We start from the raw sequence: 22,459 nt of genomic DNA, 5'->3' as shown, positions 1-22,459 counted from the left end.
CGTTTTCAAGTATTGTTGATGGGGTGAATCAGAGTGCAGTTTCATCCTTCATTCGCTCTAATGGGGCATAACGCGTCTGCCCATTCTCCATTGAATGAAATTGATGATAAACAGCAGGACAAAAGATATAACAAGCAATACAAGTGCAATAGCCGTGGCTGCGGCATATTCATATTGCTCCAGCTTCGTCATAATAAGCAACGGTGCAATCTCAGTCTTATAAGGCATGTTGCCGGAAATAAATACAACGGAACCATATTCGCCAATTCCGCGTGCAAAGGCAAGCGCAAAGCCTGTCAGTAGCGGCGGTATGAGTTCGGGAAAGATGATTCTGGAGAATACCGCCCAACGCTTGGCACCCAAGGTTGCCGCTGCTTCCTCAACTTCCGTGCTCCATTGCTCTAAGATTGGCTGAACGGTTCGCACCACGAAGGGGAAGCCAATAAAGGTCAGCGCGATCATGATGCCAACCTGTGAATAGGCGCTCTGTATGCCAAGCGGATACAACAGCTGTCCAATCCAGCCGTTCTCTGCATAGATGGAGGTCAGAGCAATGCCTGCGACAGCAGTAGGGAGTGCGAATGGCAGATCAATCAAGCCGTCTATCCATCGCTTTCCTGGAAATGAATAACGGACAAGCACCCAAGCGACAATCAGTCCAAAACAGACATTGAGGAGTCCCGCGGCACAGGAGACGATAAAGCTGATCCGATACGCTGCGATGACACGGTCATCCAGCACCGTGCTCCAAAACTCGCCCCAGGTTAATTCGGATGATTTCAAGACGATGGCTGACAGTGGAATGAGTACGAGGAGAGACATATAAATCAGCGTATAGCCTAGTGTGAAGCGGAAGCCGGGAAGCACCGAATACGATGCCTTCCTCGGCTTGATGGGAGAACGGCCAAGATGAGCGGATTGTGTGGTCATGATATCCCGTGCTCCCTTCTACTTTTTATAAATTTGATCAAATAATGCTCCATCAGCGAAGTGCTTCTGATGCGCGGCTTCCCATCCGCCGAAGTCATCCTGAATGGTGAGCAGCTTAAGTTCGGGGAATTGTGCCTTGTGCTTGGCCGCAACGGCTTCTAAGCGTGGGCGGTAATAGTGCTTTGCTGCAATCTCTTGTCCTTCCTCTGAATACAGATAGGATAAGTAAGCTTCGGCGACTTTGCGGGTTCCTCGCTTATCCACCGTTTTGTCGACGACCGAGACAGGCGGTTCCGCCAATATGCTTAGCTTAGGAACGACAATTTCGAATTTATCCTGCCCAAGCTCGTTTGTGGCAAGGAAAGCTTCATTTTCCCAAGAGATGAGTACATCACCGATTCCTCGCTCCACGAAGGTTGTCGTTGCTCCGCGCGCGCCTGAATCGAGTACGGGGACATTGGCATAGAGGGCGGAGAGGAATTGCTTTGCCTTCTCTTCATCTTGTTTGTTCTCAGAGAGGGCGTACCCCCAAGCGGCGAGATAATTCCAGCGGGCGCCTCCGGAAGTTTTGGGGTTCGGTGTAATGACTTGAATACCGGGCTTGATGAGATCGTTCCAATCATGGATTCCCTTGGGGTTGCCCTTGCGCACAAGAAACACGATCGTGGAGTAGTAAGGGGCGCTATTATGCTCAAAGCGTGTCTGCCAGTCCTCTTGAATCAAGCCAGCCTTGCGAATCGCATCAATATCGTATGCAAGGGCGAGGGTAACGACATCGGCCTTCAAGCCGTCGATGACAGCGCGTGCTTGCTTGCCGCTGCCGCCATGTGATTGCTTCACAGTGACATTCTGTCCGGCCGTTTCTTTCCAGTGTGCGGCGAATGCCTTGTTGTAATCAGCGTACAGCTCACGGGTTGGGTCATAGGACACGTTCTGCAGTTCCACAGTCTCTTCAGAAGCCGTATTTGGCTTAGCTCCTTCTGCTTCTCCCTGCTTGCCTGAACCTGAATCGCTGCGTCCGCAGGAGGCCATCAAGGCGAGCGTCAACATAGAAAGCAGGATGATGATACGTACAGGTAAACGACGTTGTACTTTCATCTGGATTGTCTCCTTTCTTTTGCGCCTTCCAGCTCGAAGCGGGTGCGTTCTGTCCGCTCCAGCTGTACAATGTGGCCGTCATGGATCGTGATGGTCAGTGATCCATAGTTGAGTCCTTTCAATTGTTCTGCGATTCGCTCCAGCCACTTCGGATGGATGGTATCTAACCCGATTTGCGTTGGTTGACTGCTCATATACGTTCCTCCCTTGAACATGAATGCAAAAAAACCGAAGACACCCCTAAACATGCAGTTAGGTATGCGTCTCCGGTGATCCGGTCGACAGAAGTCATGAGTCGTTGTTCATAGTTGATTAATCATTATATTTCCTATAAGATAACTAAGGTATTGGTGTTATGGCAGTATGATATCAGCAACCGGATAGGAAGTCAATGCAGCTGCCCACTTATTTCCAAAGTTATATTAAGTTCTGGGAAATCGTGAAATGTGCTTGCCCGAAACGCGTTTACAATAGCTTTGTTATGAGGTAGGACAGATGGTTTGCACCAGACTGCCGTTTACGACTATACTGAAATTGTTGCTACATTTATGAAGGAGGCAATGAACATGCAAATTACGTTGAACAATGGCTTGAGCATGCCGCAGCTAGGTCTTGGGGTATGGCGCGTTGAAGAGGGACAGCAGGTGAAGGATGCAGTGAAGACTGCATTGGAGACGGGCTATCGCTTAATCGATACAGCAGCTATTTATCAGAATGAAGCAGGCGTTGGCGAAGCCATTAAAGAGTCAGGCGTGAAGCGTGAAGATATATTCTTGACGACGAAAGTATGGAATTCCGAGCAAGGATATGATGCTACCCTGAAGGCGTTCGATGAGAGCTTACATAAGTTGGGGACCGACTATCTCGATTTGTATTTGATTCATTGGCCAGTTCCTTCCCGGGATTTGTATGTGGACACATACAAAGCATTGGAGAAGCTCTACGCAGACGGACGCGTGCGTTCGATTGGCGTATCCAACTTCCATATTCCTCACTTGGAGCGTTTGGCGCAGGAATGCAGCGTGAAGCCGGTTGTGAATCAGGTGGAATGCCATCCGCGCTTGGCTCAGAACGAGCTGCGTGAATATTGCCAGCGCCATGATATTTATTTGGAAGCTTGGAGCCCGCTGATGCAGGGTGGGGATATTTTGCAGAATGAAGAGATCGCTGCGATCGCGGCCGCACACGGCAAGACATCAGCTCAAGTGGTTATTCGCTGGCACTTGCAGCATGGCCATGTCGTCATTCCGAAGTCGATTACACCATCGCGCATACGCGAGAACTTCAATGTATTTGATTTCGAGTTGAGCAGTACTGAGCTGAGCAGCATCGATGCACTTAATGAAGATAAGCGAGTTGGTCCGAACCCGGATGAATTCGCAGTTACGTAACCGCAATTATTCGTTCGTTGCAACCCTGATATAGAATGTGAAAGTAAATAGAACACGGTTTGCCCCATCTCGGGACAAACCGTGTTCTATTTGTCTTCGTCCATATTCCAATTGGCAAGCGCTGCGAATGGATTGTCTCGATCCTCATTGCTTGTATCATCTCGATATACAACATTGCTCTCATAGCTCGGATGTTCTTGAACCTCATTGCGAGTCAACTGAATGTGCTCCTGCATCTGTATATATACGAGTGCTGTGTTGTAGGCATCATCCAGTGCCCGGTGCTGATTCCCGACGAACGGGACGTCCAGTGCTTCCAGCGCTGCCTTAAGTCCAATCTGCTGATTATGCTCACGTTTCAGGGCAGTAGATACTTGCTTTTGCAAATTGTTATGATTGCGAAGCCAGTACAGTGGAATCTTCTTCTGGCGGCATTCCTTTAGGAATTGGGATTTATCATCCGGCCCCCAGGAACATAGTGCATAGTCATCCGTATCAATCCACGCGATGAATTGATCAAGGACATCCTGCAGGGTGGAGGCATGTGTAATATCCTCTTGTGTAATACCGGTAAAATTAACAGTATCATCTGTTAACTTGGGGGAAAGAGTCGGTTTGACGAACGCTTGAAACGTGTCAGCAACGGCGAATGTTCCCTCGTTCTCCGTCACTTTCACCGCCCCAATTTCAATGATTTCGGCAAACGCCCCTTTTTTGCGCTTTACGGTCATTTCCAAATCATAAATAATTGCTAACATGGTGCCGCTCCTATCTTTATTGACAGCGTATGATGCTTATATTGTAACACAAGTTGCGCCGGTCGTTGGAGGAACTACTTGGATTCTGCTGCTGCCCGAATGAATCTATTCATTGACAGCGTGAAGGAAGCTTACTACAATGGAAGGGCATAAATAGAACGGCATGCACCAAACTCTATTCACAGTGTCTGAAGGTGTGAATAGAGAGGCGAAATTTTGCAAAGGCGTGTGAGTGGCCGCGTTCGGTAGAAGAACGCACAGCTTTGTATTGCCACAGCGCTTGGTTTCGTTCGCCCCCTGCTATAGAACGCAGGGGGCTTTTTTGCGTGTATAAGCGAGAGGAGCTTGACATCAATATGAAATTACTTCAGTATGCTTTGCTTGTATTCCTTGGGGCTTGCAGCTATGGAACTCTGTCTTCCATAATGAAGCTCGGGATCGGAGAAGGGTTTACCGTTCCAGAGATTGTAGGCGGACAATATTTCTTTGGGTGGCTGATGCTTGTGGTTATGACACTACTCTTCTCACGGCATAAGCTGCGCTGGAAGCAAGCCGCTGTGCTGCTCGCTTGCGGATTGTCTGTGAGCTGCACATCGATTACGTACGGCCTTGCCGTAGGAGAATTGCCAGCCTCCATAGCAGTTGTATTTCTATTCCAATTTACGTGGATTGGTGTATTGCTGGAAGCGGTTGTTACGCGCACGCGCCCTGAACCGATGAAGATCATTTCGGTTATCATCCTGCTCGTAGGTACTGTCTTCGCGGGCGGTCTTGCTGATCATGGATTGTCCGGATTGAGCTGGAAAGGGGCGGTGTTCGGAATGATTTCCGCAATATCGTTTGCGATATATATTTTTGTGAGTGGGCGTGTTGCAACCGATGTGCCTATTTTGACGAAGAGCTTATCCATGATTACGGGAGCTATGGTAGTTGTATTCCTCATGTTCCCGCCAGTATTCATTATGGATGGCACCTTGGTAGATGGACTGTGGAAGTTCGGATTGCCTATGGGGCTGCTGGGCATTATTATCCCGGTCATTTTCTTCGGAATAGGTGTCCCGAAGATTGGTTCTGGACTAGGCACGATTTTAGGAGCGGCTGAGCTGCCGGCAGCGGTAGTGATGTCTGTACTTGTTCTCCGGGAACAAGTTACGATGTTGCAGTGGGCAGGAATCGTACTGATTTTAGGAGGCATCTGTTTGCCGCAGCTGACTCTGGTGAATCAGAAGAAGACGAGCACAAGAGAGAAGATAGAGCGTGCAGGTGCATAATTAGAATAATAATGGCATATTGTCGAATGGAGTAGGAAGGGGAATCGGTACAGCTCGTCGAAGTGGGAATAAAGCTACTGAACAACCTGTGGGAAAGGGAGAAATGCGCTATGCATCATGTCGTATATCAGAAACAGAAAGCAGCAGCCCGATTGTTCATTGCATTCATTTGTATCCTATTCTCGGCGGGCCTTATCGTTCTGGCCGTGCTCGATTTCAAATTGCCGCTCAGCTTGCGAATTGCCCTGGCAGCGGCTGCGTGCATTGGATTCGCTTATTGCGGGAGCAATCTCGTCGTATCCGTGCGTGCCTTAACAGCAGGAACCAATATCCTACTGACCTATGATCAGGAGACAATATGGAATGAATATGGGCTCCGCGCAGCATGGGTAGATGTAGTCGATATTCGTGTCGAGCAAGGTCGAGTGGGCATCTTGTTCGTCCCGGTATTCCCCAAGTTCGTTGTCGTTCTTAAGGACGGAACGAGCAGGAAGGTTGAGACGTTCCATGCATTGACGGATCAGGAGATGAACGATTGGAGGATCCAATTGAAGCGGCATCAGAAGGCTGTTCAAGGCAAGGTAGAGGCCGCGGAGCAATCGATGCCACTCGAAATGAAAGAAATTACACTTACCTAAGATGTACTTGTATTTGGGTATCTGGATTGGAACACATATTCATTGATCTTTTAATATAGGAAGAACAAGCTAACACTATTTTGAATGCTATATTTTCATTTATAGGATGTGGGGGATGATTAGTGGCGAAATTAAGTGTAAAACAGCAATTATTGGCTTCCTTTATTGTTTTTGTAGTATCAATCGTTGTTGCTATCGCAACACCTTGGAATCAATATAAAATGCTATTTATGACCCCTGTTATAGTTTTTTCTGCTTTTGTTGGTATCTTAATTTCAAAAAAAATCTTGAAAAATGACGATAAAAGTTAGGGGAAAGTATGGGGATTTTATACATTGATGTGGCCGGTCTTAAAGATCTAAAGGATCAACCTAATTTAGCTTACGGTGGGCCATTTATTGAGTCAACTAATAGGCTAGTACATCCCTAATCGGGAGGTACTAGCCTTCTTCTCGTTGCCACAAGGGAATTCATGATTTACGATCTGACCTAGTTCTCCGTACCCAGCCATAAATCAATCGGTCGCTGTACGGCTGCGTGGAATGGCAGCTCAATCTTGCGCCCTAATCGGGCGGAGGCATATGCTGCGTAGATGATTTCGAGTACGGCACGCCCGTCCTCGCCTGTTACGCAAGGCTCTAGATTTTGCCGGACACAGGTAATGAAGTGCTTCAATTCCTGTGGATATCCTTGATTGAATGCTTCTTCATAGATGGTGAACGACCACCCTTGGGTGGAGCCTGCCTTCTCCATCGCATAATCATAGCCATGTTCGCTATAGGTCAGAGCAGCGTTGCCTTGAAAGAGGTCCGCATAGCTTACTCCCTTCGTACCGTATACTTCTATGTTGTCTGTCATCCCGCCAGGCTTCGCCCAGCTGTCCTCCGCGATTGCCGTTACACCATTCTCGAACTCTACGATCGTAACCGCATTATCTTCGCCATTCGTTATCTCGCCATGCAGTACAGTAGACATTGTCGCATATACGCTTTTCACTTTGGCGCCGCCCATCATCCAGCGGAACCATTGCAGCGCATGGCAGCCCAGATCCATGAGCACGCCACCGCCAGCCTGCTTGATGTCATAGAACCAATCACTGTGCGGACCAGAATGCTTCTCTGCCTGCTTCAGCATATACACATCGCCGACGGCTCCCAGCTCGATCAGCTTGCGTACCCGCTCGAACTTCGGTGCGAAGCAGAGCTCTTCCGCATACATGAGCTTCACTTCTGCGCTGCGGCATGTCTCGATCATCTCGTCGGCCTCTTCCAAGGTAACGCATAGCGGCTTCTCTACGATAACGTGCTTGCCCGCTTGCGCAGCCGCAATACATACGCGGTGATGGAGGAAGTTCGGCAGGCAGATGTCCACAACCTCACAACCGGAATGCACCAACAGCTCATCCATGTCTGTATACACTTGCGGTATTCCATGCCGTGCAGCGAATGCTTCTCCTTTCTCACGATTGCGGGCATAGACAGCGACTACCTCTGCCTCTGGAACGAATCGGGTAAAGGACTCCATATGAATGTCGGCCACGAAGCCAGCGCCGCAAATGGCTACTTTCGTACGATTCATTACGCTTATCTCCTTTCAAATGCCGCATCATGCTGGTGAACAGCATGTGTGGATGGTTTCGATTTGAACAGCAGCAGGAACAACAGTGCCACGACAAGCGCAGCGCCTGCCGGGTACAGCCAGAAGCTCTTCCATTGTGCAAGCGCAGCAGTTCCGCTAGCTGTCACGGTATCGTTGAACAGACTGCCGGCGATAAGTGAGCCGAAGTAGATGCCGATTCCCTGCGTGAACAGGAGCAGCAAGCTTTGTGCCTGCCCCTTTACTTGGCTGTCTGCTTGCTGCTCGGCATAGATGAATCCGGTTACAAAGAAAAAATCATAACAGATGCCATGGAGAGCGATGCCTACGATCATGAGTGATCCAATCTGATCAGGCGCACCGAAGGCGAATAGGACATAACGAAGTGTCCAAGCAAGCATGCCGATCAGGAGCATGATTTTGATGCCTAAGCGGCGGAAGAAGAACGGGATAAGCAGCATAAAAGCGATTTCCGACATCTGGCCGATCGTCATCACGCTGCCTACATTGGCGAACCCAGCAGCCTCTAAGAAGGGTGACGCAAACGAATAATAGGCTGCAAGTGGGATGCAAATAAGCATCGAGCAGATGATGAAAACACAATAGCTTCGCTCCTTAAGCATCTGCAGCGCGTCAAGACAGAGCAGGTCGCGAACAGAGAGAGGCTTTCCTCTGGCGGGAGCGGGCGTATTGGGCAGAGTGAAGCTGAATATACCGAGCAAGAGGGATGCAATAGCAGAGATGTAGAAGATGACGGAACTGTCGGAGTAGCCCAGTTGGCCGATAAGGACGCCTGCCACGATCCATCCGATTGTGCCGAACACACGAATCATCGGGAATGTCTTTGCAGCATCCGCAATATGGTGAAAAGCTACATTGTTGCTTAGTGCCAGTGTAGGCATATAACACAGCATATACAGAAAAAGCGTCCACAACAGCGTTGTTCCGCTGCCTGCCTCGACTTGCCTGCCGACCATCCATAGAAGTGCACTGCCTGCAAGATGAAGGAGGCCCATCACTTTCTCAGAGGCGAAGAAGCGGTCAACTACCATGCCGAGGAAGAAAGGAGCAATAATGGATGCAATCGCTCCAACGGAGTAAGCGGTTCCAATAATGGATGACAAGCCATATTTGCTGAGTGTAAGCCCCGCAGTGGCGTACCAAGCCCCCCATACGAAAAACTGCATGAACATCATGAATGATAATCGTGGAATAACGAGTCTTCGCTGCATCTGCCTCCTCCTCACTTTATTTGACAAGGATGAATGTCTGTGCTGTAACGCTATTATCATTCATATTCAACTGTGTTGTCTACTACGCATACAAGTTGCTGGCGGGGAAACTGGGGGATTTTAATTAAAAGCATATACTCCAGTACTCCGCTCTATTTACCTAATGGATTATCAAAATGTTTTTTATTTGGGTTGTCGTCTCAAGAGATAAGTAAAAGGAAGCTAGAGCTATATAATGAAATATAGGAAATAAAAAAAGATATCAATCAGATAATAAAGTTGCACAAATTTTCAAACATCGATGATTTAAATGAAAGAATAAGAATAGTGCGTTCTTCTGTTGTTGAATTAGAAAATAAAGTAAGTTCTATGATTAATATTGGGGACTACGAGAAAAATATTCAAGAAATATCACGAGTAAAGAATGAAATAAATAGGTACAATGATGCTATTGAGACGGCTTTATTTAAAAAAAATAAAATAGAAGAAATACTTTCAAAAGAATCAGATGATCAAGATACATTGGACGAATCAATACTTTATGAGTTTTATAAAGATGTAGAACATTATTTAGGAAATATAGATAAGGAATTTCAAGAGCTAATTGAGTTTAACAATAGTATAAAGAAAAACAAGCTTACTTATTATAGGAATAGATTAAATGAAATTAATCTTGATATTAGTAACATGAATTATTCGCGTGAATCAATAATAAATGAGAATAAAAAAATTATTAGTATTATTGATCAAGATAACTTCAAAAATTTTGAGAAAATACACAAAGAACTAATATCACAGAGTGAGCAACTTGGACAGTTAACAAAGATTTTAGATATTTACAATGAGTTAACTGAAGATCTAAACAAGAAGACTAATGAATATGGAACAATTAATGATGGATCCATAGTTATGGACAATTTATCTAAATTCAATGAATATTTAACAAAAATAAGCTATGAGACTTTTGGTCAACGTTTGTACTTAACCCGCGCAGATACTTTCCCATTAAAACTTTCGAATGTTGATGATGGATTGGGTACTGGTCATAGAAAGTCTATAACATTATTATTGGATATCGCTTATGTTTCTTTTATTAAGGAATTGAAATTGGATTTTCCAAGGTTTTTTGTACATGATGTATTAGAAACAGTAGCTAAACATAACCTTGAAAAAATAGTTTCTTTCATTAATGAAAATGAAAGTCAATTTATTTTTGCAATATTAAATGAGAAAATACAAAAATATCAATTTATTAATGAGAATGATAAAATTTTGAGATTATCTAAAGAGGATAAATTATTCAAAATATAACGCTCGTTATGTAATTTTTAAATATGTGATTATTTTAAAAAGTCTAGCCTCCCAAAGAGATAGACTTTTTCTTATTATTTTTGAAGCCAAATTAAAAACAAGGAGGAGTGCTGAATAGAAAAAATTCATGTTGACAATTTGTAAGCGTATACAATAAACTATCTCCAACAAGACTTTGTTAATAATTTTAACTAACTTAGATTGTGGAGGGAGGATGACGGATTGATTGGCAGAGGCCAGACGGGAAACGCAAAATTGGTGAAGCATATTAACCGTGAGGGAATCCTCCATCAATTGCGCGATAATCCTCGGGTTTCGAGAGCCGATTTGGCGAAGTTAACAGAGTTAAGCCGGCCATGCGTCTCAGCGCTCGTCGATGAGATGATTATGGAAGGCTTAATCAGCGAGGTCGGATACGGTGAATCGAAGGGCGGCAGGAAGCCGATTCTTCTGGAATATAACTTTGATGCGTATGGTGTCATTGGCGCAGTATTCGAAGGAAGCACTTTGCAATTGGCGATTGCGAACCTGAAGGGGGAGCTGCTCGTCTCGCGCACGACGAATTTGCCGCATCCTATGGATGGCGAGATGGCAATTCGCAGCATTGAACAGGGATTGGACACTCTTCTCACTGCCAGCGGGTTTCCGAAGGAACGGTTGCTTGGCATGGGTCTGGGACTTCCGGGGATTACGCAGCGCAGTGCAGGAACGGTCAGCTACGCTCCCAGCACAGGGTGGATGGGGCTACCGGTACAGAAGGAAATTGAAGAAGCACTGGGATTGCCTGTCGTTATCGAGAACGACGTGAATCTGATGACGCTAGGCGAATTTCATAAAGGCATCGGCGTCGGCCATTCGAATCTCGTCTACATGTACGCGGGGACAGGAATCGGCGCAGGCATGATTATTGACGGACAGCTGTATCGGGGAGCCAATGAGGCAAGCGGTGAGATCGGCTATATGATGATTGGCCCAATCGGCAATCAGGTCAAAGGCGAGTATGGGGTGTTCGAGCGCAACTACTCGGTGAGAGCCATCTACGAGAAAGCCATTCGCATTCTCCCATCCATTGGCCCAGACAGAAGCATTATTCAGCAGATTGTTGAGCTGGCCAACCTCGGCAGCGACGAGGCTCAAAGGCTATTCGACGATATATGCCGGCACTGGACTTATGGGATCGCCAATGTCACGAGCGTCATGGATCCGGCGCTGCTCATCCTTAGCGGTGAAATGCTGCATATCGGGGACGAAGGCATTCGCAAAATACAATATTGGCTGAATGAATGGGTTCCATCTGTCCCAATCATTAAGATGGCCACGCTTGGCGATCAGGCGGGCTTGATAGGAGCCATTCACTGTACATTGGAGGCATTCCCCTCCACGGCTAAATTTCAAAGGTAAACAATGATCATTTCTCCAGCATGAATTGCTTCTCAGACAATGACAACTACGGATGTGGCCATATTCGCAACCAGCACAACACCTTCAGGTCAATTCTTCTACAGCGCAGAGATCCAACAAGATAGATGCAGCTGCTCACACATACGACAACAATTATGGAGTTCTACTACTTACTATTGATACTCACACGACAAATTCAACCTACACATCTTTCCCATCAAATACAACGAATATACTCAAAATCGTATGACAATCACAATCACACATACACTCATACCACACTCATCAGATTGTAAAATGTTAATCATTTCACTATAGCAGCACAGAACGATCACAGCTAATCATTTCACTATAGCAGCACAGAACGATCACAGCTAATCATTTCACAATATCACCTCAGAACTATCATAGCTAATCATTTCACAATATCATCTCAGAACGATATAGAACTGTATGCAATTCCTAGTGGCAAACCGTACATAGCATAACGATTTCCTGCAACTCAATGACCAAGTATGCACGGTTGTTTAGTTGGTCTAAATAAGGGCTATTGTCCTGAACTTCAGCATAGCTTTGATCCATATAACCAACGAACGGGCTGTTGTTGAAGGACCACTACGTTTTTGTGGGATGCTGCTTAGCAACATATCAACTCAGATTCATTTCGTCTATTGAAGATGAATTCATCCGATACAGCGCGAAACACGAATCAAAAATTTATGGTAGGGGGAACGTCATGAAACAGGTAAAGGGGAAAGCAAAAACATGGTTGATGAGCTCTATGCTTGTCCTTGCGATGCTGGCAGTGACTGCTTGTGGAGGCGGCGGTGGGACTGCATCCGAGGGTGGACAGCAATCCGGGGAGAAGTCATCATCGGGTAAAGAAAAGCTGGTTATCTACACAGCGAGAGACAAGAACGTCGTCGATGAGATTATCCCAAAATTCGAGGCGAAATACCCGAACATGGAAGTCGAAGTGCTCACGATGGGCGCACAGCAAATCTTGGAGCGCGTACGTGGGGAGAAGGCGAATCCACAAGCGGACTTCTGGTGGGGCGGCACACAGTCGTCACTGATGACTGCGGCAGATGAAGACTTGCTGGAAAGCGTGAAGCCAAGCTTCGCGGACAGCATTCCGGCATTGTACAAAGACAGTCAAGACCGCTGGTATGGGGAAATGCTGCTGCCTGAGGTCATTATGTACAATTCTCACGCGCTGAAACAAGAAGATGCACCGAAAGATTGGGACGATCTTCTTGATCCGAAATACAAGGACAAAATCATCATTCGTGGGGTGCTTGCTTCCGGAACGATGAGAACGATCTATTCTTCCATGATTTATAAGCAGGATGCGAGTGATCCAACGAAGGGCTTCGACTGGCTGAAGAAGCTGGATGCCAACACGAAGGAATACGCACAGGATCCGACTAACCTGTATTTGAAGCTGGCTCGTGAGGAAGGCACATTGTCCCTGTGGAACTTGCAGGACATTATGATTCAGAAGGAATTGCAGAAGCAGCCGTTCGACTTTATCTACCCGGCTAGCGGTGCGCCAATCCTAGTTGATGGCGTCGGTGTCGTGAAGGGTGCGAAAAATAAGGAGTCGGCAATGAAGTTCTATGAATTCCTCTTCGATTCTAATTTGCGGGTAGAGCTCGCGGATAAGCTGTTCCAGATTCCAACACGGACAGACATCAGCAAGGATACGCTTCCTGCTTGGCTGAAGGGATTGGAGCTGAAGCCGCTTGACATTGATTGGACGGTAATGGCGCAGAAGGAAAAAGAGTGGATGCAGCATTGGGATGAGAACATCAAGGGGAAAGGCGCAAAATAATAGGTTCTTTCAGGCGGAGGCTATGCCCTTCGCCTGATTATGATCATTTCAGAGGCAGGAGGGAGCCAGCTTGATAGAGGTAGCACTAGATCATGTTAGCAAGCAATTCGGGAACGTCAAGGGAGTTACCGACGTAAACATCCGGATTCAACCGGGTGAATTCTTTACCTTCCTCGGCCCTAGCGGCTGTGGCAAAACGACGACACTGCGGATGATTGCAGGATTTTATTTTCCAAGCGAAGGCCGAATCGTGTTCGGTGATCAAGATGTCACGACACTCCCACCGAATAAACGCAATACCGGCATGGTTTTTCAGAATTATGCTTTATTTCCGCACATGACCGTATTTGAAAATGTCGCATTTGGTTTGCAGGTGCGCAAGGTTCCGAAGTCAGAAATGATAGAGCGCGCCCATCTCGCGCTGAAGCAGGTTCACTTGGATGGGTATGGAAGCCGTAGAATTGACCAATTGTCCGGCGGACAGCAGCAGCGGGTTGCCTTGGCTCGTGCACTCGTGATAGAGCCGAAAATACTGCTTCTCGATGAGCCGTTGTCCAATCTGGATGCGAAGCTCCGCGAGGAGACAAGGATCGAAATTAAGAGACTTCAATTAGAGCTGGGAATTACAACGATATACGTCACCCATGATCAGGCGGAGGCGATGGCGATGTCTGACCGCATTATGGTCATGCAGGGCGGGGTTGTACAGCAGATTGGAAGTCCTGAAGAAATATATAATCGACCCGTTAATCGATTTGTCGCCTCCTTCATTGGCGAGTCGAACCTGTGGGAAGGAACGGTGGAACGAATCGAAGACGGCGAAGCCGTCATTCGCGTAGCGCCAGATCTCCGTCTAAGAGGGCTGACAGCGAATGCTTCTGCCGACTGTTCACTGGAAGCAGGCAAGAAGGTATCACTGTCGATACGTCCTGAATCGATTAGGGAGGCTGGCGGAGAAGAGACGGGGGACAATATCGTTACAGGCAGTGTAGTCATTTCTGAATTTACAGGAGTTAGCGTGAACTATGTGTCGCAGGTGGCAGATCAGCAGTTGAAGGCGATGTTCGTCAATCAAGGGCATCGGGTTCGCGGACGAGGGGAAGCAATCTCCCTGTTCATTCCGAAAGAAAGCATTTACTTCTTAGGATAGAGAGGGGATGAATGATGATAACGAACACACCTAACGCGCCACGGCCATCGAAGCCACGCATGGGCTTGCCCCGCCGCTCGGGGCCCATTACGCAATCGCCTTACTTCGTCTATGTGCTCGTAGCGCCGCTTTTTCTCATACTGTTGGCATATGTCGTTTATCCGCTATTTCAAACATTCGTACAAAGTATTCAAGTCGAGGATCAATTCTCACTTACGAACTACGCGCGATTTTTCAGCCTAGAGCATACATCCAATCTGGAAGCACTGTGGACCAGCATTTATATTTCCGTCTTAAGTGTGATTACGTGTGCAATCGTGGGTGTAGCCATGGCATTTCTGTTGGAGCGCTACGAATTTCCCGGCAGGAAGGTGCTGGCTGTCCTCGTTCTCGTTCCAATGGCACTGCCTCCGCTTGTCGGCGTACTGTCGTTCACGTTCTTGTATGGCGAGAGCGGTATCATTCCACGGGCGCTTAAGGAACTGCTTCATCTCGAACAAGTACCATTTTATTTAAAAGGGATATGGGGCGTCCTGGTCGTACATACGTTTACGATGTATACCTATTTCTATATGACGGCGTCGTCTGCGATTCGGGGTCTCGATCCTTCGCTTGAAGAAGCCGCTGCAAGTTTAGGTGCAGGCAGATTGTACATCTGGCGGCGAGTGATTCTGCCGATGCTGACTCCAGCGCTTGTGGCCTCGTCACTGCTTGTATTCATGATTGCGATGGCATCATATACGGCTCCGCTTATCTTCGGCATCGAACGGACGATGACGATGCAGATTTATTTGTCGCGTACGAATGGCAATTTGGATATGGCTGCTGCCCAGTCGACGATTCTATCGGTTGTGTCGATTGTATTCTTGCTCGTGATGCGCTGGTATCAAGGGCTTCGCAACTACCAGAACATGAGCAAGGGCATCAGTGTCCATCGCACAGAGGTCAAGAGTGCAGTCGGCAAATATGTTGCAATGATTTTGTCTATTATCGGCGTCATTATTTTGCTGCTTCCCATCTTCGTGCTGGTGTTGATTTCATTGTCTACGAACGGCACTTGGACGACGCAAGTATTGCCGCCTGAATATACATTGGAGCATTATATCAAGCTGTTCACGGACAGCAAAACATGGCGGCCTATTGCAAACAGCTTCCAGATGAGCTTCGTCGCAACAATCGGGAATGTCATCTTCGGCGTGGCAGCTGCTTATGCGATGGTTCGCTTGAAGTTTAAAGGGAAGACGCTGCTTGATGTCTTAATTATGCTCCCATGGGCGCTGCCAGGTACTGTCGTTGCGGTCAACTTGATTGCAGCCTTCAGCGAGCCCAATGTATTCAGCTTCAATCAAGTGCTGATCGGCAGTTTCTGGATTTTGCCGCTAGCTTATTTCGTGCGCCACCTGCCGCTTGTGTTCCGTTCTACTTCGGCAACCTTGGTGCAGATGGATGCATCTGTGGAGGAGGCGGCACGCAATCTAGGCGCATCGTGGTGGTACAGCTTCCGCAGAGTTGTGTTCCCGATGGCATTAAGCGGGATATTGGCGGGTACGCTGCTCGCCTTTGTACAGGGGATTGGGGAATTCGTATCCTCCATACTGCTCTTTACTGCCAAGAGCACACCGCTCTCGGTCGAAATTTTCCAACGGATGTATTCGTTCGAATTCGGCACAGCATGTGCTTATGGCGTTCTGCAAATTACATTGATCATCATCGTACTGTTCGTATCCCGCAAAATAACGGGCGACAACACGGCTATATAATCATTGGTCATTGCGTGGGAACCGCCTAGGGGTTCATCAACCACGTTATGATATACAGCTGGAAAATGGCCATTTCCAGCTGAAACAACACTATTCCACCATTCGAGGAGGGATTTGATGATCAAAGGTAAGTCGGCCTCAAAGTTCTGTTCCATCGTATTAAGCGTTGTATTGGCAAGCAGTGTACTGCTGTCCACGCAAGCCGAGACCGTATCAGCGGATCGGGGAATTGTTGATTTATGGAAGTCGATTAAGCCGCTGACGACGATCGCAAGTGCGATGAACACGGGAGCTCACCCTGATGATGAGCACAGCGCGACATTGGCGTACCTTTCCCTGGGAAGAGGAGTCAATACGTCAAGCGTGATCGCTGTGAGAGGAGAAGGCGGACAGAACGAGATTGGAAGTGAGCTCGGAGCGGGCCTTGGGGTCATACGAACTCGGGAACTGCAGGAAGCATCCAAGATCACGAATGTGACATTGGGGATACTCGGCGAGCAGCTGAATGATCCAATCTTCGACTTCGGGTTCTCGAAGAGTGTAGAGGAAACGCTGGAGAAATGGGGAGAATCTGTTGCGTACGAGCGCTTAATTCGCAAAATACGCGAGCTTCGCCCAGATGTCATCATTCCTGCATTCTTGAATGAAAACTCTACACATGGTCATCATCGGACGATTAACGTACTTACGGTGCGTGCGTTCAAGGACGCAGCGGATCCTGAAGTATATCCTGAGCACCTGAAGCAGGGACTTCAGCCATGGCAGATCAAGAAATTGTATTTGCCGGCGAATAACAGGGATTACACCGTGAGAGCGCCAATTGGGGAGTACAACTCCATCTATGGGGCCTCTTACCTGCAGCTTGGGGAAGAGTCGCGCTTCATGCACAAGAGCCAAGGGATGGGAAGAGTGTATGACGAAGGGCCTGCTCAGGGGGACAGCTACTATAAGCTTGACCTGAGCACGGTAAAGACGAAGGAGAAGGAGCAAGACCTCTTCGACGGCATCGCATTCACCTTTGCAGATTTGGCGAAGGAAATTAGTGTGAAGGGCAAGGACGATAAGATTGCGAAGGATTTGCAAGCTCTGCAGCAGGATGCAGACAGGATTGTAGCGGCTTACCCAAGCTTCGCCAATGTCTTGAAGGAAGTCCACGGCATGAAGGCAGACGTTCAGACTGCACTTGCCGATGTGAAGAAATCCAGCTTGGATTCAGCAACGAAGGACGATTTGCTCCATCGCCTGCACGTGAAGGAAGAGCAGTTGAACAAGGCGAGTATGGAAGCGGCATCTGTTGTAGTGAAGGTTAAGCCAGATGCCAACGAACTTGTGGCTGGACAGCCGACGAAGGTAACCGTAACGGCATTTAATGGCGGTTCTACGAAATTAGACAACGTGAAGCTTAGCCTGAGCGTGCCTGCTGGCTGGATAGCGGCACCTGTGGGTACGACAAGCTTTGGGCAGCTTGGCTATAACGAGACAGCTTCAGCTGTATTCGAGGTCAAGGTTCCGGCAGATGCACCGTTATTCAAGCCATACGAAGCTTCGGTATTCAACGCGAAGGTAGTATATGAGGCATTCCGTACTGTGACGTCCTTGCAAGAGACACCACAAAATGCAGTGGCGGTACTGCCTCCGTACTCGATGACGCTCAGCCCGAGCGCTACGATTCTGAATACGCTCAAGCCAGGCGAGCCAATTCCGGTGAAAGTAACGGTGAAGAATTATACGCCAGGAGCATCCAAGGCGTCGATTTCACTGCAGGTTCCAGAGGGATGGAAAGCCGAGCCTGCTGCTGAGGAACTTAGCTTTGCAGCGAAGGGGGAGACGAAGTCTGTTGCTTTCTCTGTTAAGGCAGCGTCTAACGTAAACCCAGGCAAGTTCACGGTTACAGCGGTTGCGAAGAACGGCGATGTACAGAGCATGCACGGGACGCAGGTTATTCAATACCCGCACATCGGGAAGACCTACATCGTGCAGCCGGCAGAGCTCCAGATTCAAGCCTTCGACTTGAAGACACCGGAGAAGTGGAAGGTCGGCTATGTGTCTAGCGGCTTTGACAACATCGATCAATATTTGCGTCAAGTAGGCGTCAACGTGGTCAATTTGGATGCGAAGGAAATTGAGTCGGGAGATCTCTCTCAGTACAACGCAATTGTGCTTGGCATTCGTGCCTATGCGTTCCGTCCAGAATTGATCCCGAGCAACCAGCGTTTATTGAATTATGTGAAGAACGGCGGCAATCTGGTCGTTCAGTATCATAAGCCAGAGGATAAATGGTCGCCAGATCTCGCGCCGTATCCAATTAAGATTGGCTCGCCGCTCATTCAATGGCGGGTAACGGACGAGAATTCCAAAGTCACAACACTTGCACCGGAGCATCCAATGTTCAACGCTCCGAATAAGATTACAGATCAGGACTGGAACAATTGGATTCAAGATCGCTCGGCTTATAACCCGTCGGAGTGGGGCAAGGAGTATACGGAGCTCATTTCCAACGGCGATCCGGGCGAGAAGGAGTTCACAGGCACCTTCCTGACTGCGAACTACGGCAAGGGTGTATATACGTACAGTTCACTCGTGTGGTATCGCGAGATTCCGGCACTGGTTCCGGGATCGATCCGCATGTTCGTGAACATGATCAGCCAGCATCAATAATGGCATTACTTAGTCGCAATTGTTCAGTTGGATAGATTCATCTAGATTCATCAAGTGCCTTGCACATCAGAACATCGGTGGGGGGCTCCTTCGGGACGTCTCCCCAATCGATGGAGAAGCGGAGGTATAAGGAGTATATGAATGTAATCGGAGTTCACGGACGGGAGCTAGATCAAGTGATCGGGGATACGCAGTTCGCCGTTGTTCCTCTCGGATCGGTCGAATACCATGGCCCACACTCTCCACTCGGGACAGATATCATATTGGCGGAAGGCTTCGCTTGGAGGATTGAATCCTCCCTTCAACCGCTCGTGTATCCGGCAGTTCCGTTCTCGGCATGCCCGGGGAAGACACAGCATTATCCTGGAACGATCTCGGTTCGCCCCTCCATTTATATCGATTATCTTACCGATATTGTTCTGGGGATATGTAGGCTTGGGATCCGCAACATTGTCCTGCTGAACGCTCATGATGCCAATATGGGCCCTTCCCGAACTGTTGCTGAATCCGTGACTGGAGCCTACACGGACGCCAGCTTCCTTCTTATTAATTGGTGGCAGATGGCGAGTGTTGAGTTCACGCAGCGGCACGGCTTATTCGGGGGGCAGGCTGGAAGAGGGCATGGCGGTCCTTATGAGATGTCAGCCGTGAAGGCGCTGCGTCCAGACCTGGTATCGGTGCAGGATACGGACTTGGAATTAGATTCGTGCCCTCCTTTATCTTCGCTGCCATATGTACTTGTGGAAGGGTCCCCTCAGGGATGGGATGGATATACCGGACATATTCGTCAGACCTCCATGGAAGCGGGGCAGTTGATCGTTGAGGAAGCAAGCCGGAATATGAACCAGCTCATTCAAGAATGGCTGGATATGAGAATGAAGTCGAACAAGGAGGCTTACTAAGCTATGGGATATCGTGAGAAATGGATGGAAACGGAAGGAACTACTTTCCCCGGCAAGACCTATACGGAGGTTGTGCTTGAGCCTGCATTTAATGAAGCGAAGGCGCATCTGCTTAGCCCGATGATGGCAATCAATAAGGCACATCTAATCATGCTGGAGAGGCAGGAACTTATTACACATGAGCAAGCGGAGACCATTGCGCAAGCCATCCGTGCTCTTGACCTTGAAGCGCTTAAGCAAGCAAGCTATACTGGTCAGTTTGAAGATTTGTTCTTTCAGGTGGAGCATCAGCTGCTAGAGCATGCCGGCGATATCGCTGGCAACCTGCACTTGGCCCGCAGCCGTAATGATATGGGGATTGCAATCTATCGAATGGTGCTGCGGGAGAAGCTGATCGTCACGTTATCTTCGGCACTCCAGCTCAATGAACAGCTGCTGTTGTTCGCGAAGGCGCATCAGGATACGCTCATGATCGGCTATACACATACGCAGCAGGCGCAGCCAACGACACTCGCACATTACTTCATGGCCGTCGTCGATTCGCTTAACCGCGATATTCGGCGAATGATTGCGGCCTACAAGAACTGCAATCGGAGCAGCATGGGGGCTGCGGCGCTTACGACATCGGGCTTCGCTGTTAGCAGGGAGCAGATGATGGAGCTGCTCGCATTCGACGAGCTTATCGATAACTCCTATGATGCAATCGGTGGAGCTGATTACTTGGGCGAAGTGGCGACAGCTATCCAGCTTGCGGCAATCAATTTGGGTCGTGTCGTTCAGGATATGCTGCTGTGGTGCACACAAGAGTTCGGTGCGCTGAAGGTAGCTGCACCTTATGTACAGATTAGCTCTATCATGCCGCAGAAGCGCAATCCCGTGTCGTTCGAGCATATGCGGGCTCTATTGTCGAGCTGCGTAGGGAATACGAATACGGTGCTGTCGATGATTCATAATACGCCATTCGGAGACATCGTCGATACGGAAGATGATATGCAGCCTTATGCGTGGAGAAGTCTTGCGATTATGGATAAAATGTACCGTTTGTTCGCTGCGGTCATCGGTACAATGGACGTCAACAAGGAGATGCTGCGTGAACGGACGCAGGGCAGCTTCGCAACCGTAACTGAGCTTGCGGATACACTTGTTCGAGTCGATGGCTTATCATTCCGCAAGGCTCATCATATTGTCAGCGATGTCGTGAAGCATTCCTTGGCGCAAGGGTTGGCGGCCAATGAGATCACACTGTCTATTGTCAATGAGAGCGCCCGTCAACATATTGGTAGGGTTACATCGCTCACAGAGCAGACGCTGCGTGAAGCGCTAGACCCGGTGCATTTCGTCGAGATTCGTTCCTTGCCGGGCGGGCCGAGTCCGAAGGAGATCAGCCGCATGATCGAAGTGCGAATGAAGGATCACAGCGGATTTGTGAGCTGGCTGGGACAAGCGGAAGGCAGCATACAGGCAGCAATGAAGCATCTGGATCAAGTCATAACAGAGTGGAGCGGGTGTTGATGGGAACCTACAGCATTCCTCTGCTTGCGATTGATGGTGGAGGTACGAAATGTCTCGTTAGGCTGCTCGATAGTGAAGGAACTACGCTTGGGGAGGGAAAGGGAGGATCTTCGAACTATCAGGGAGTCGGTGTGGATGAAGTTGTACGAGCGCTGTCTCAAGGGATTGAAGCGGCACTGCGTGACTACTGCCGCAAGCAGGAGTGTAGTGCGACTTATGAGGCAATTGCAATCGAATGTGCCGTATTTGCACTTGCTGGATTAGATACGGAGCATGACCGTCATATCATCACGGGCCTTGTACACGAGGTATTGAAGCAGCTTCACATCGAAGCAGAACATGTCATTGTGGAGAACGATGGCTATGCTGCCCTGCTCGGAGCAACAGGAGGGCAGCCTGGGTTGTTGGTGATTGCCGGGACAGGCTCCATTATATTCGGGATGAATGCTTACGGACAGACAGCTAGAGCTGGGGGATGGGGCCACCGAATTGGGGACGAAGGAAGCGGGTACTGGATCGGCAAGGAAGCATTGCGAGCAATCATGAAGGGGTATGATGGCAGAGAGGAACGAACGAGACTCGGGGAATGGATTCTTCTTCATCTGGGATTGAGCAATGAAGAAGAACTGTATAATTGGACGTACGGCGAAGAGTATTCCGTTGATAGGGTAAGTGGACTGGCTGAAGTTGTAACCCGTGCTGCCATTGCCGGCAATCGGGAAGCGTCACGAATTCTCGTAGCGGCAGGTGATGAATTATTTCATGGTGCAGCAGCAGTCATGAACCACTTGTCCTTGGTGGATACTCCGTTTACAATGATTCTACAGGGTGGTGTTCTGCGACATGAGGGACACGTTCGCAATCGCCTTATGCATAAGATAGAAGCATATGCACCGAAGGTATCCTTTCATGAAGCATGCAAGGAGCCTATTGACGGCGTAGCTTCTATGGGTGTTACCTATTTGCAGAAGAAGATGCTTGCCCGAACATAGGAAGATTTGAACAGCAAGGGGCTGA

Annotated in this window: 19 protein-coding genes; 13 read left to right on the top strand and 6 right to left on the bottom strand. The window is 48.4% G+C overall.

Annotation, left to right across the window (positions count from 1 at the left end; all coding sequences use genetic code 11):
- Nucleotides 1–57: 57 nt before the first annotated feature.
- From cysT to PBN151_RS26245, 3 genes are read right to left on the bottom strand one after another with little or no spacing between them, the layout of a single operon-like run.
- On the bottom strand, nt 58–930 hold the full coding sequence (cysT, locus tag PBN151_RS26255; RefSeq protein ID WP_072731539.1) for a sulfate ABC transporter permease subunit CysT: 873 nt from the start codon (nt 928–930) through the stop codon (nt 58–60).
- An 18-nt stretch (nt 931–948) separates the two neighbouring features.
- A complete protein-coding gene (locus tag PBN151_RS26250) occupies nt 949–2,028 on the bottom strand; it encodes a sulfate ABC transporter substrate-binding protein (RefSeq protein WP_072731537.1) in 1,080 nt (359 codons plus the stop codon).
- A complete protein-coding gene (locus PBN151_RS26245; protein WP_021254199.1) occupies nt 2,025–2,222 on the bottom strand; it encodes a YezD family protein in 198 nt (65 codons plus the stop codon). Before PBN151_RS26245 ends, PBN151_RS26250 begins: the two co-directional genes overlap by 4 nt.
- Before the next feature lie 372 nt (nt 2,223–2,594).
- Here PBN151_RS26245 and PBN151_RS26240 point away from each other — a divergent pair, with 372 nt between their 5' ends.
- Nucleotides 2,595–3,419, top strand: a complete 825-nt coding sequence (locus tag PBN151_RS26240) for an aldo/keto reductase (protein ID WP_065293744.1) — start codon at nt 2,595–2,597, stop codon at nt 3,417–3,419.
- An 86-nt stretch (nt 3,420–3,505) separates the two neighbouring features.
- Here the strand turns inward: PBN151_RS26240 and PBN151_RS26235 are convergent, their stop codons facing one another.
- On the bottom strand, nt 3,506–4,177 hold the full coding sequence (locus PBN151_RS26235) for a 3'-5' exonuclease (protein WP_072731535.1): 672 nt from the start codon (nt 4,175–4,177) through the stop codon (nt 3,506–3,508).
- A gap of 356 nt (nt 4,178–4,533) precedes the next feature.
- Between PBN151_RS26235 and PBN151_RS26230 the strand changes: the two genes are divergently transcribed.
- The 3 genes from PBN151_RS26230 (at nt 4,534) to PBN151_RS26220 (ending at nt 6,397) form a co-directional block, all read left to right on the top strand.
- Nucleotides 4,534–5,448 (top strand): EamA family transporter, encoded by a 915-nt coding sequence (locus tag PBN151_RS26230; RefSeq protein ID WP_072731560.1) that lies wholly within the window; start codon nt 4,534–4,536, stop codon nt 5,446–5,448.
- A 110-nt stretch (nt 5,449–5,558) separates the two neighbouring features.
- On the top strand, nt 5,559–6,086 hold the full coding sequence (locus tag PBN151_RS26225; protein WP_072731533.1) for a hypothetical protein: 528 nt from the start codon (nt 5,559–5,561) through the stop codon (nt 6,084–6,086).
- A gap of 122 nt (nt 6,087–6,208) precedes the next feature.
- The gene (locus PBN151_RS26220) at nt 6,209–6,397 is read left to right on the top strand and encodes a hypothetical protein (RefSeq protein ID WP_072731532.1); all 189 of its coding nucleotides are present in this window, start codon (nt 6,209–6,211) and stop codon (nt 6,395–6,397) included.
- Nucleotides 6,398–6,575: 178 nt separating this feature from the next.
- On the opposite strand, the gene PBN151_RS26215 is transcribed toward PBN151_RS26220, so the two are convergent.
- Together PBN151_RS26215 and PBN151_RS26210 are read right to left on the bottom strand one after the other, a co-directional pair.
- Complete coding sequence (locus PBN151_RS26215) at nt 6,576–7,664, bottom strand: Gfo/Idh/MocA family protein (RefSeq protein WP_072731530.1); 1,089 nt, start codon at nt 7,662–7,664, stop codon at nt 6,576–6,578.
- Between the two features lie 5 nt (nt 7,665–7,669).
- Nucleotides 7,670–8,914 carry an MFS transporter gene (locus PBN151_RS26210; RefSeq protein WP_072731529.1) on the bottom strand — a complete coding sequence of 415 codons (1,245 nt, stop codon included), beginning with the start codon at nt 8,912–8,914 and terminating at the stop codon, nt 7,670–7,672.
- Between the two features lie 279 nt (nt 8,915–9,193).
- Between PBN151_RS26210 and PBN151_RS26205 the strand changes: the two genes are divergently transcribed.
- From PBN151_RS26205 to PBN151_RS26165, 9 genes are all read left to right on the top strand, one after another.
- Entirely contained in the window at nt 9,194–10,225 is a 1,032-nt protein-coding gene (locus PBN151_RS26205; RefSeq protein ID WP_072731527.1) for a V-type ATP synthase subunit I domain-containing protein, read from the top strand.
- A gap of 222 nt (nt 10,226–10,447) precedes the next feature.
- Nucleotides 10,448–11,626 carry an ROK family transcriptional regulator gene (locus PBN151_RS26200; RefSeq protein ID WP_072731526.1) on the top strand — a complete coding sequence of 393 codons (1,179 nt, stop codon included), beginning with the start codon at nt 10,448–10,450 and terminating at the stop codon, nt 11,624–11,626.
- A 736-nt stretch (nt 11,627–12,362) separates the two neighbouring features.
- Nucleotides 12,363–13,460: an extracellular solute-binding protein gene (locus tag PBN151_RS26195; RefSeq protein WP_028532362.1), complete on the top strand. Its 1,098-nt coding sequence runs from the start codon at nt 12,363–12,365 to the stop codon at nt 13,458–13,460.
- Between the two features lie 70 nt (nt 13,461–13,530).
- Nucleotides 13,531–14,610, top strand: coding sequence for an ABC transporter ATP-binding protein (locus PBN151_RS26190; protein WP_072731524.1), 1,080 nt, complete (start codon nt 13,531–13,533; stop codon nt 14,608–14,610).
- A gap of 59 nt (nt 14,611–14,669) precedes the next feature.
- Complete coding sequence (locus PBN151_RS26185; protein ID WP_072731559.1) at nt 14,670–16,370, top strand: ABC transporter permease; 1,701 nt, start codon at nt 14,670–14,672, stop codon at nt 16,368–16,370.
- 117 nt (nt 16,371–16,487) lie between these two features.
- Nucleotides 16,488–19,028, top strand: coding sequence for an NEW3 domain-containing protein (locus tag PBN151_RS26180; protein ID WP_072731523.1), 2,541 nt, complete (start codon nt 16,488–16,490; stop codon nt 19,026–19,028).
- 110 nt (nt 19,029–19,138) lie between these two features.
- Nucleotides 19,139–19,930, top strand: coding sequence for a creatininase family protein (locus tag PBN151_RS26175; RefSeq protein ID WP_227775101.1), 792 nt, complete (start codon nt 19,139–19,141; stop codon nt 19,928–19,930).
- A 3-nt stretch (nt 19,931–19,933) separates the two neighbouring features.
- Nucleotides 19,934–21,442, top strand: a complete 1,509-nt coding sequence (argH, locus tag PBN151_RS26170; RefSeq protein ID WP_072731520.1) for an argininosuccinate lyase — start codon at nt 19,934–19,936, stop codon at nt 21,440–21,442.
- The gene (locus PBN151_RS26165; protein ID WP_072731518.1) at nt 21,442–22,434 is read left to right on the top strand and encodes an N-acetylglucosamine kinase; all 993 of its coding nucleotides are present in this window, start codon (nt 21,442–21,444) and stop codon (nt 22,432–22,434) included. Before argH ends, PBN151_RS26165 begins: the two co-directional genes overlap by 1 nt.
- The last annotated feature ends 25 nt before the right edge of the window (nt 22,435–22,459 follow it).

This window comes from Paenibacillus sp. NAIST15-1 (assembly GCF_001894745.1).
Classification (GTDB): domain Bacteria; phylum Bacillota; class Bacilli; order Paenibacillales; family Paenibacillaceae; genus Paenibacillus_B; species Paenibacillus_B suaedae.
This window is presented reverse-complemented; position numbering and strand designations above follow the sequence as displayed.

Bases quoted from the DNA above. Each gene is read 5' to 3' on its own strand.
- cysT (WP_072731539.1), bottom strand. From the start codon at position 930: ATGACCACACAATCCGCTCATCTTGGCCGTTCTCCCATCAAGCCGAGG.
- PBN151_RS26250 (WP_072731537.1), bottom strand. From the start codon at position 2,028: ATGAAAGTACAACGTCGTTTACCTGTACGTATCATCATCCTGCTTTCT.
- PBN151_RS26245 (WP_021254199.1), bottom strand. From the start codon at position 2,222: ATGAGCAGTCAACCAACGCAAATCGGGTTAGATACCATCCATCCGAAG.
- PBN151_RS26240 (WP_065293744.1), top strand. From the start codon at position 2,595: ATGCAAATTACGTTGAACAATGGCTTGAGCATGCCGCAGCTAGGTCTT.
- PBN151_RS26235 (WP_072731535.1), bottom strand. From the start codon at position 4,177: ATGTTAGCAATTATTTATGATTTGGAAATGACCGTAAAGCGCAAAAAA.
- PBN151_RS26230 (WP_072731560.1), top strand. From the start codon at position 4,534: ATGAAATTACTTCAGTATGCTTTGCTTGTATTCCTTGGGGCTTGCAGC.
- PBN151_RS26225 (WP_072731533.1), top strand. From the start codon at position 5,559: ATGCATCATGTCGTATATCAGAAACAGAAAGCAGCAGCCCGATTGTTC.
- PBN151_RS26215 (WP_072731530.1), bottom strand. From the start codon at position 7,664: ATGAATCGTACGAAAGTAGCCATTTGCGGCGCTGGCTTCGTGGCCGAC.
- PBN151_RS26210 (WP_072731529.1), bottom strand. From the start codon at position 8,914: ATGCAGCGAAGACTCGTTATTCCACGATTATCATTCATGATGTTCATG.
- PBN151_RS26195 (WP_028532362.1), top strand. From the start codon at position 12,363: ATGAAACAGGTAAAGGGGAAAGCAAAAACATGGTTGATGAGCTCTATG.
- PBN151_RS26185 (WP_072731559.1), top strand. From the start codon at position 14,670: ATGGGCTTGCCCCGCCGCTCGGGGCCCATTACGCAATCGCCTTACTTC.
- PBN151_RS26180 (WP_072731523.1), top strand. From the start codon at position 16,488: ATGATCAAAGGTAAGTCGGCCTCAAAGTTCTGTTCCATCGTATTAAGC.
- PBN151_RS26175 (WP_227775101.1), top strand. From the start codon at position 19,139: ATGGAGAAGCGGAGGTATAAGGAGTATATGAATGTAATCGGAGTTCAC.
- argH (WP_072731520.1), top strand. From the start codon at position 19,934: ATGGGATATCGTGAGAAATGGATGGAAACGGAAGGAACTACTTTCCCC.
- PBN151_RS26165 (WP_072731518.1), top strand. From the start codon at position 21,442: ATGGGAACCTACAGCATTCCTCTGCTTGCGATTGATGGTGGAGGTACG.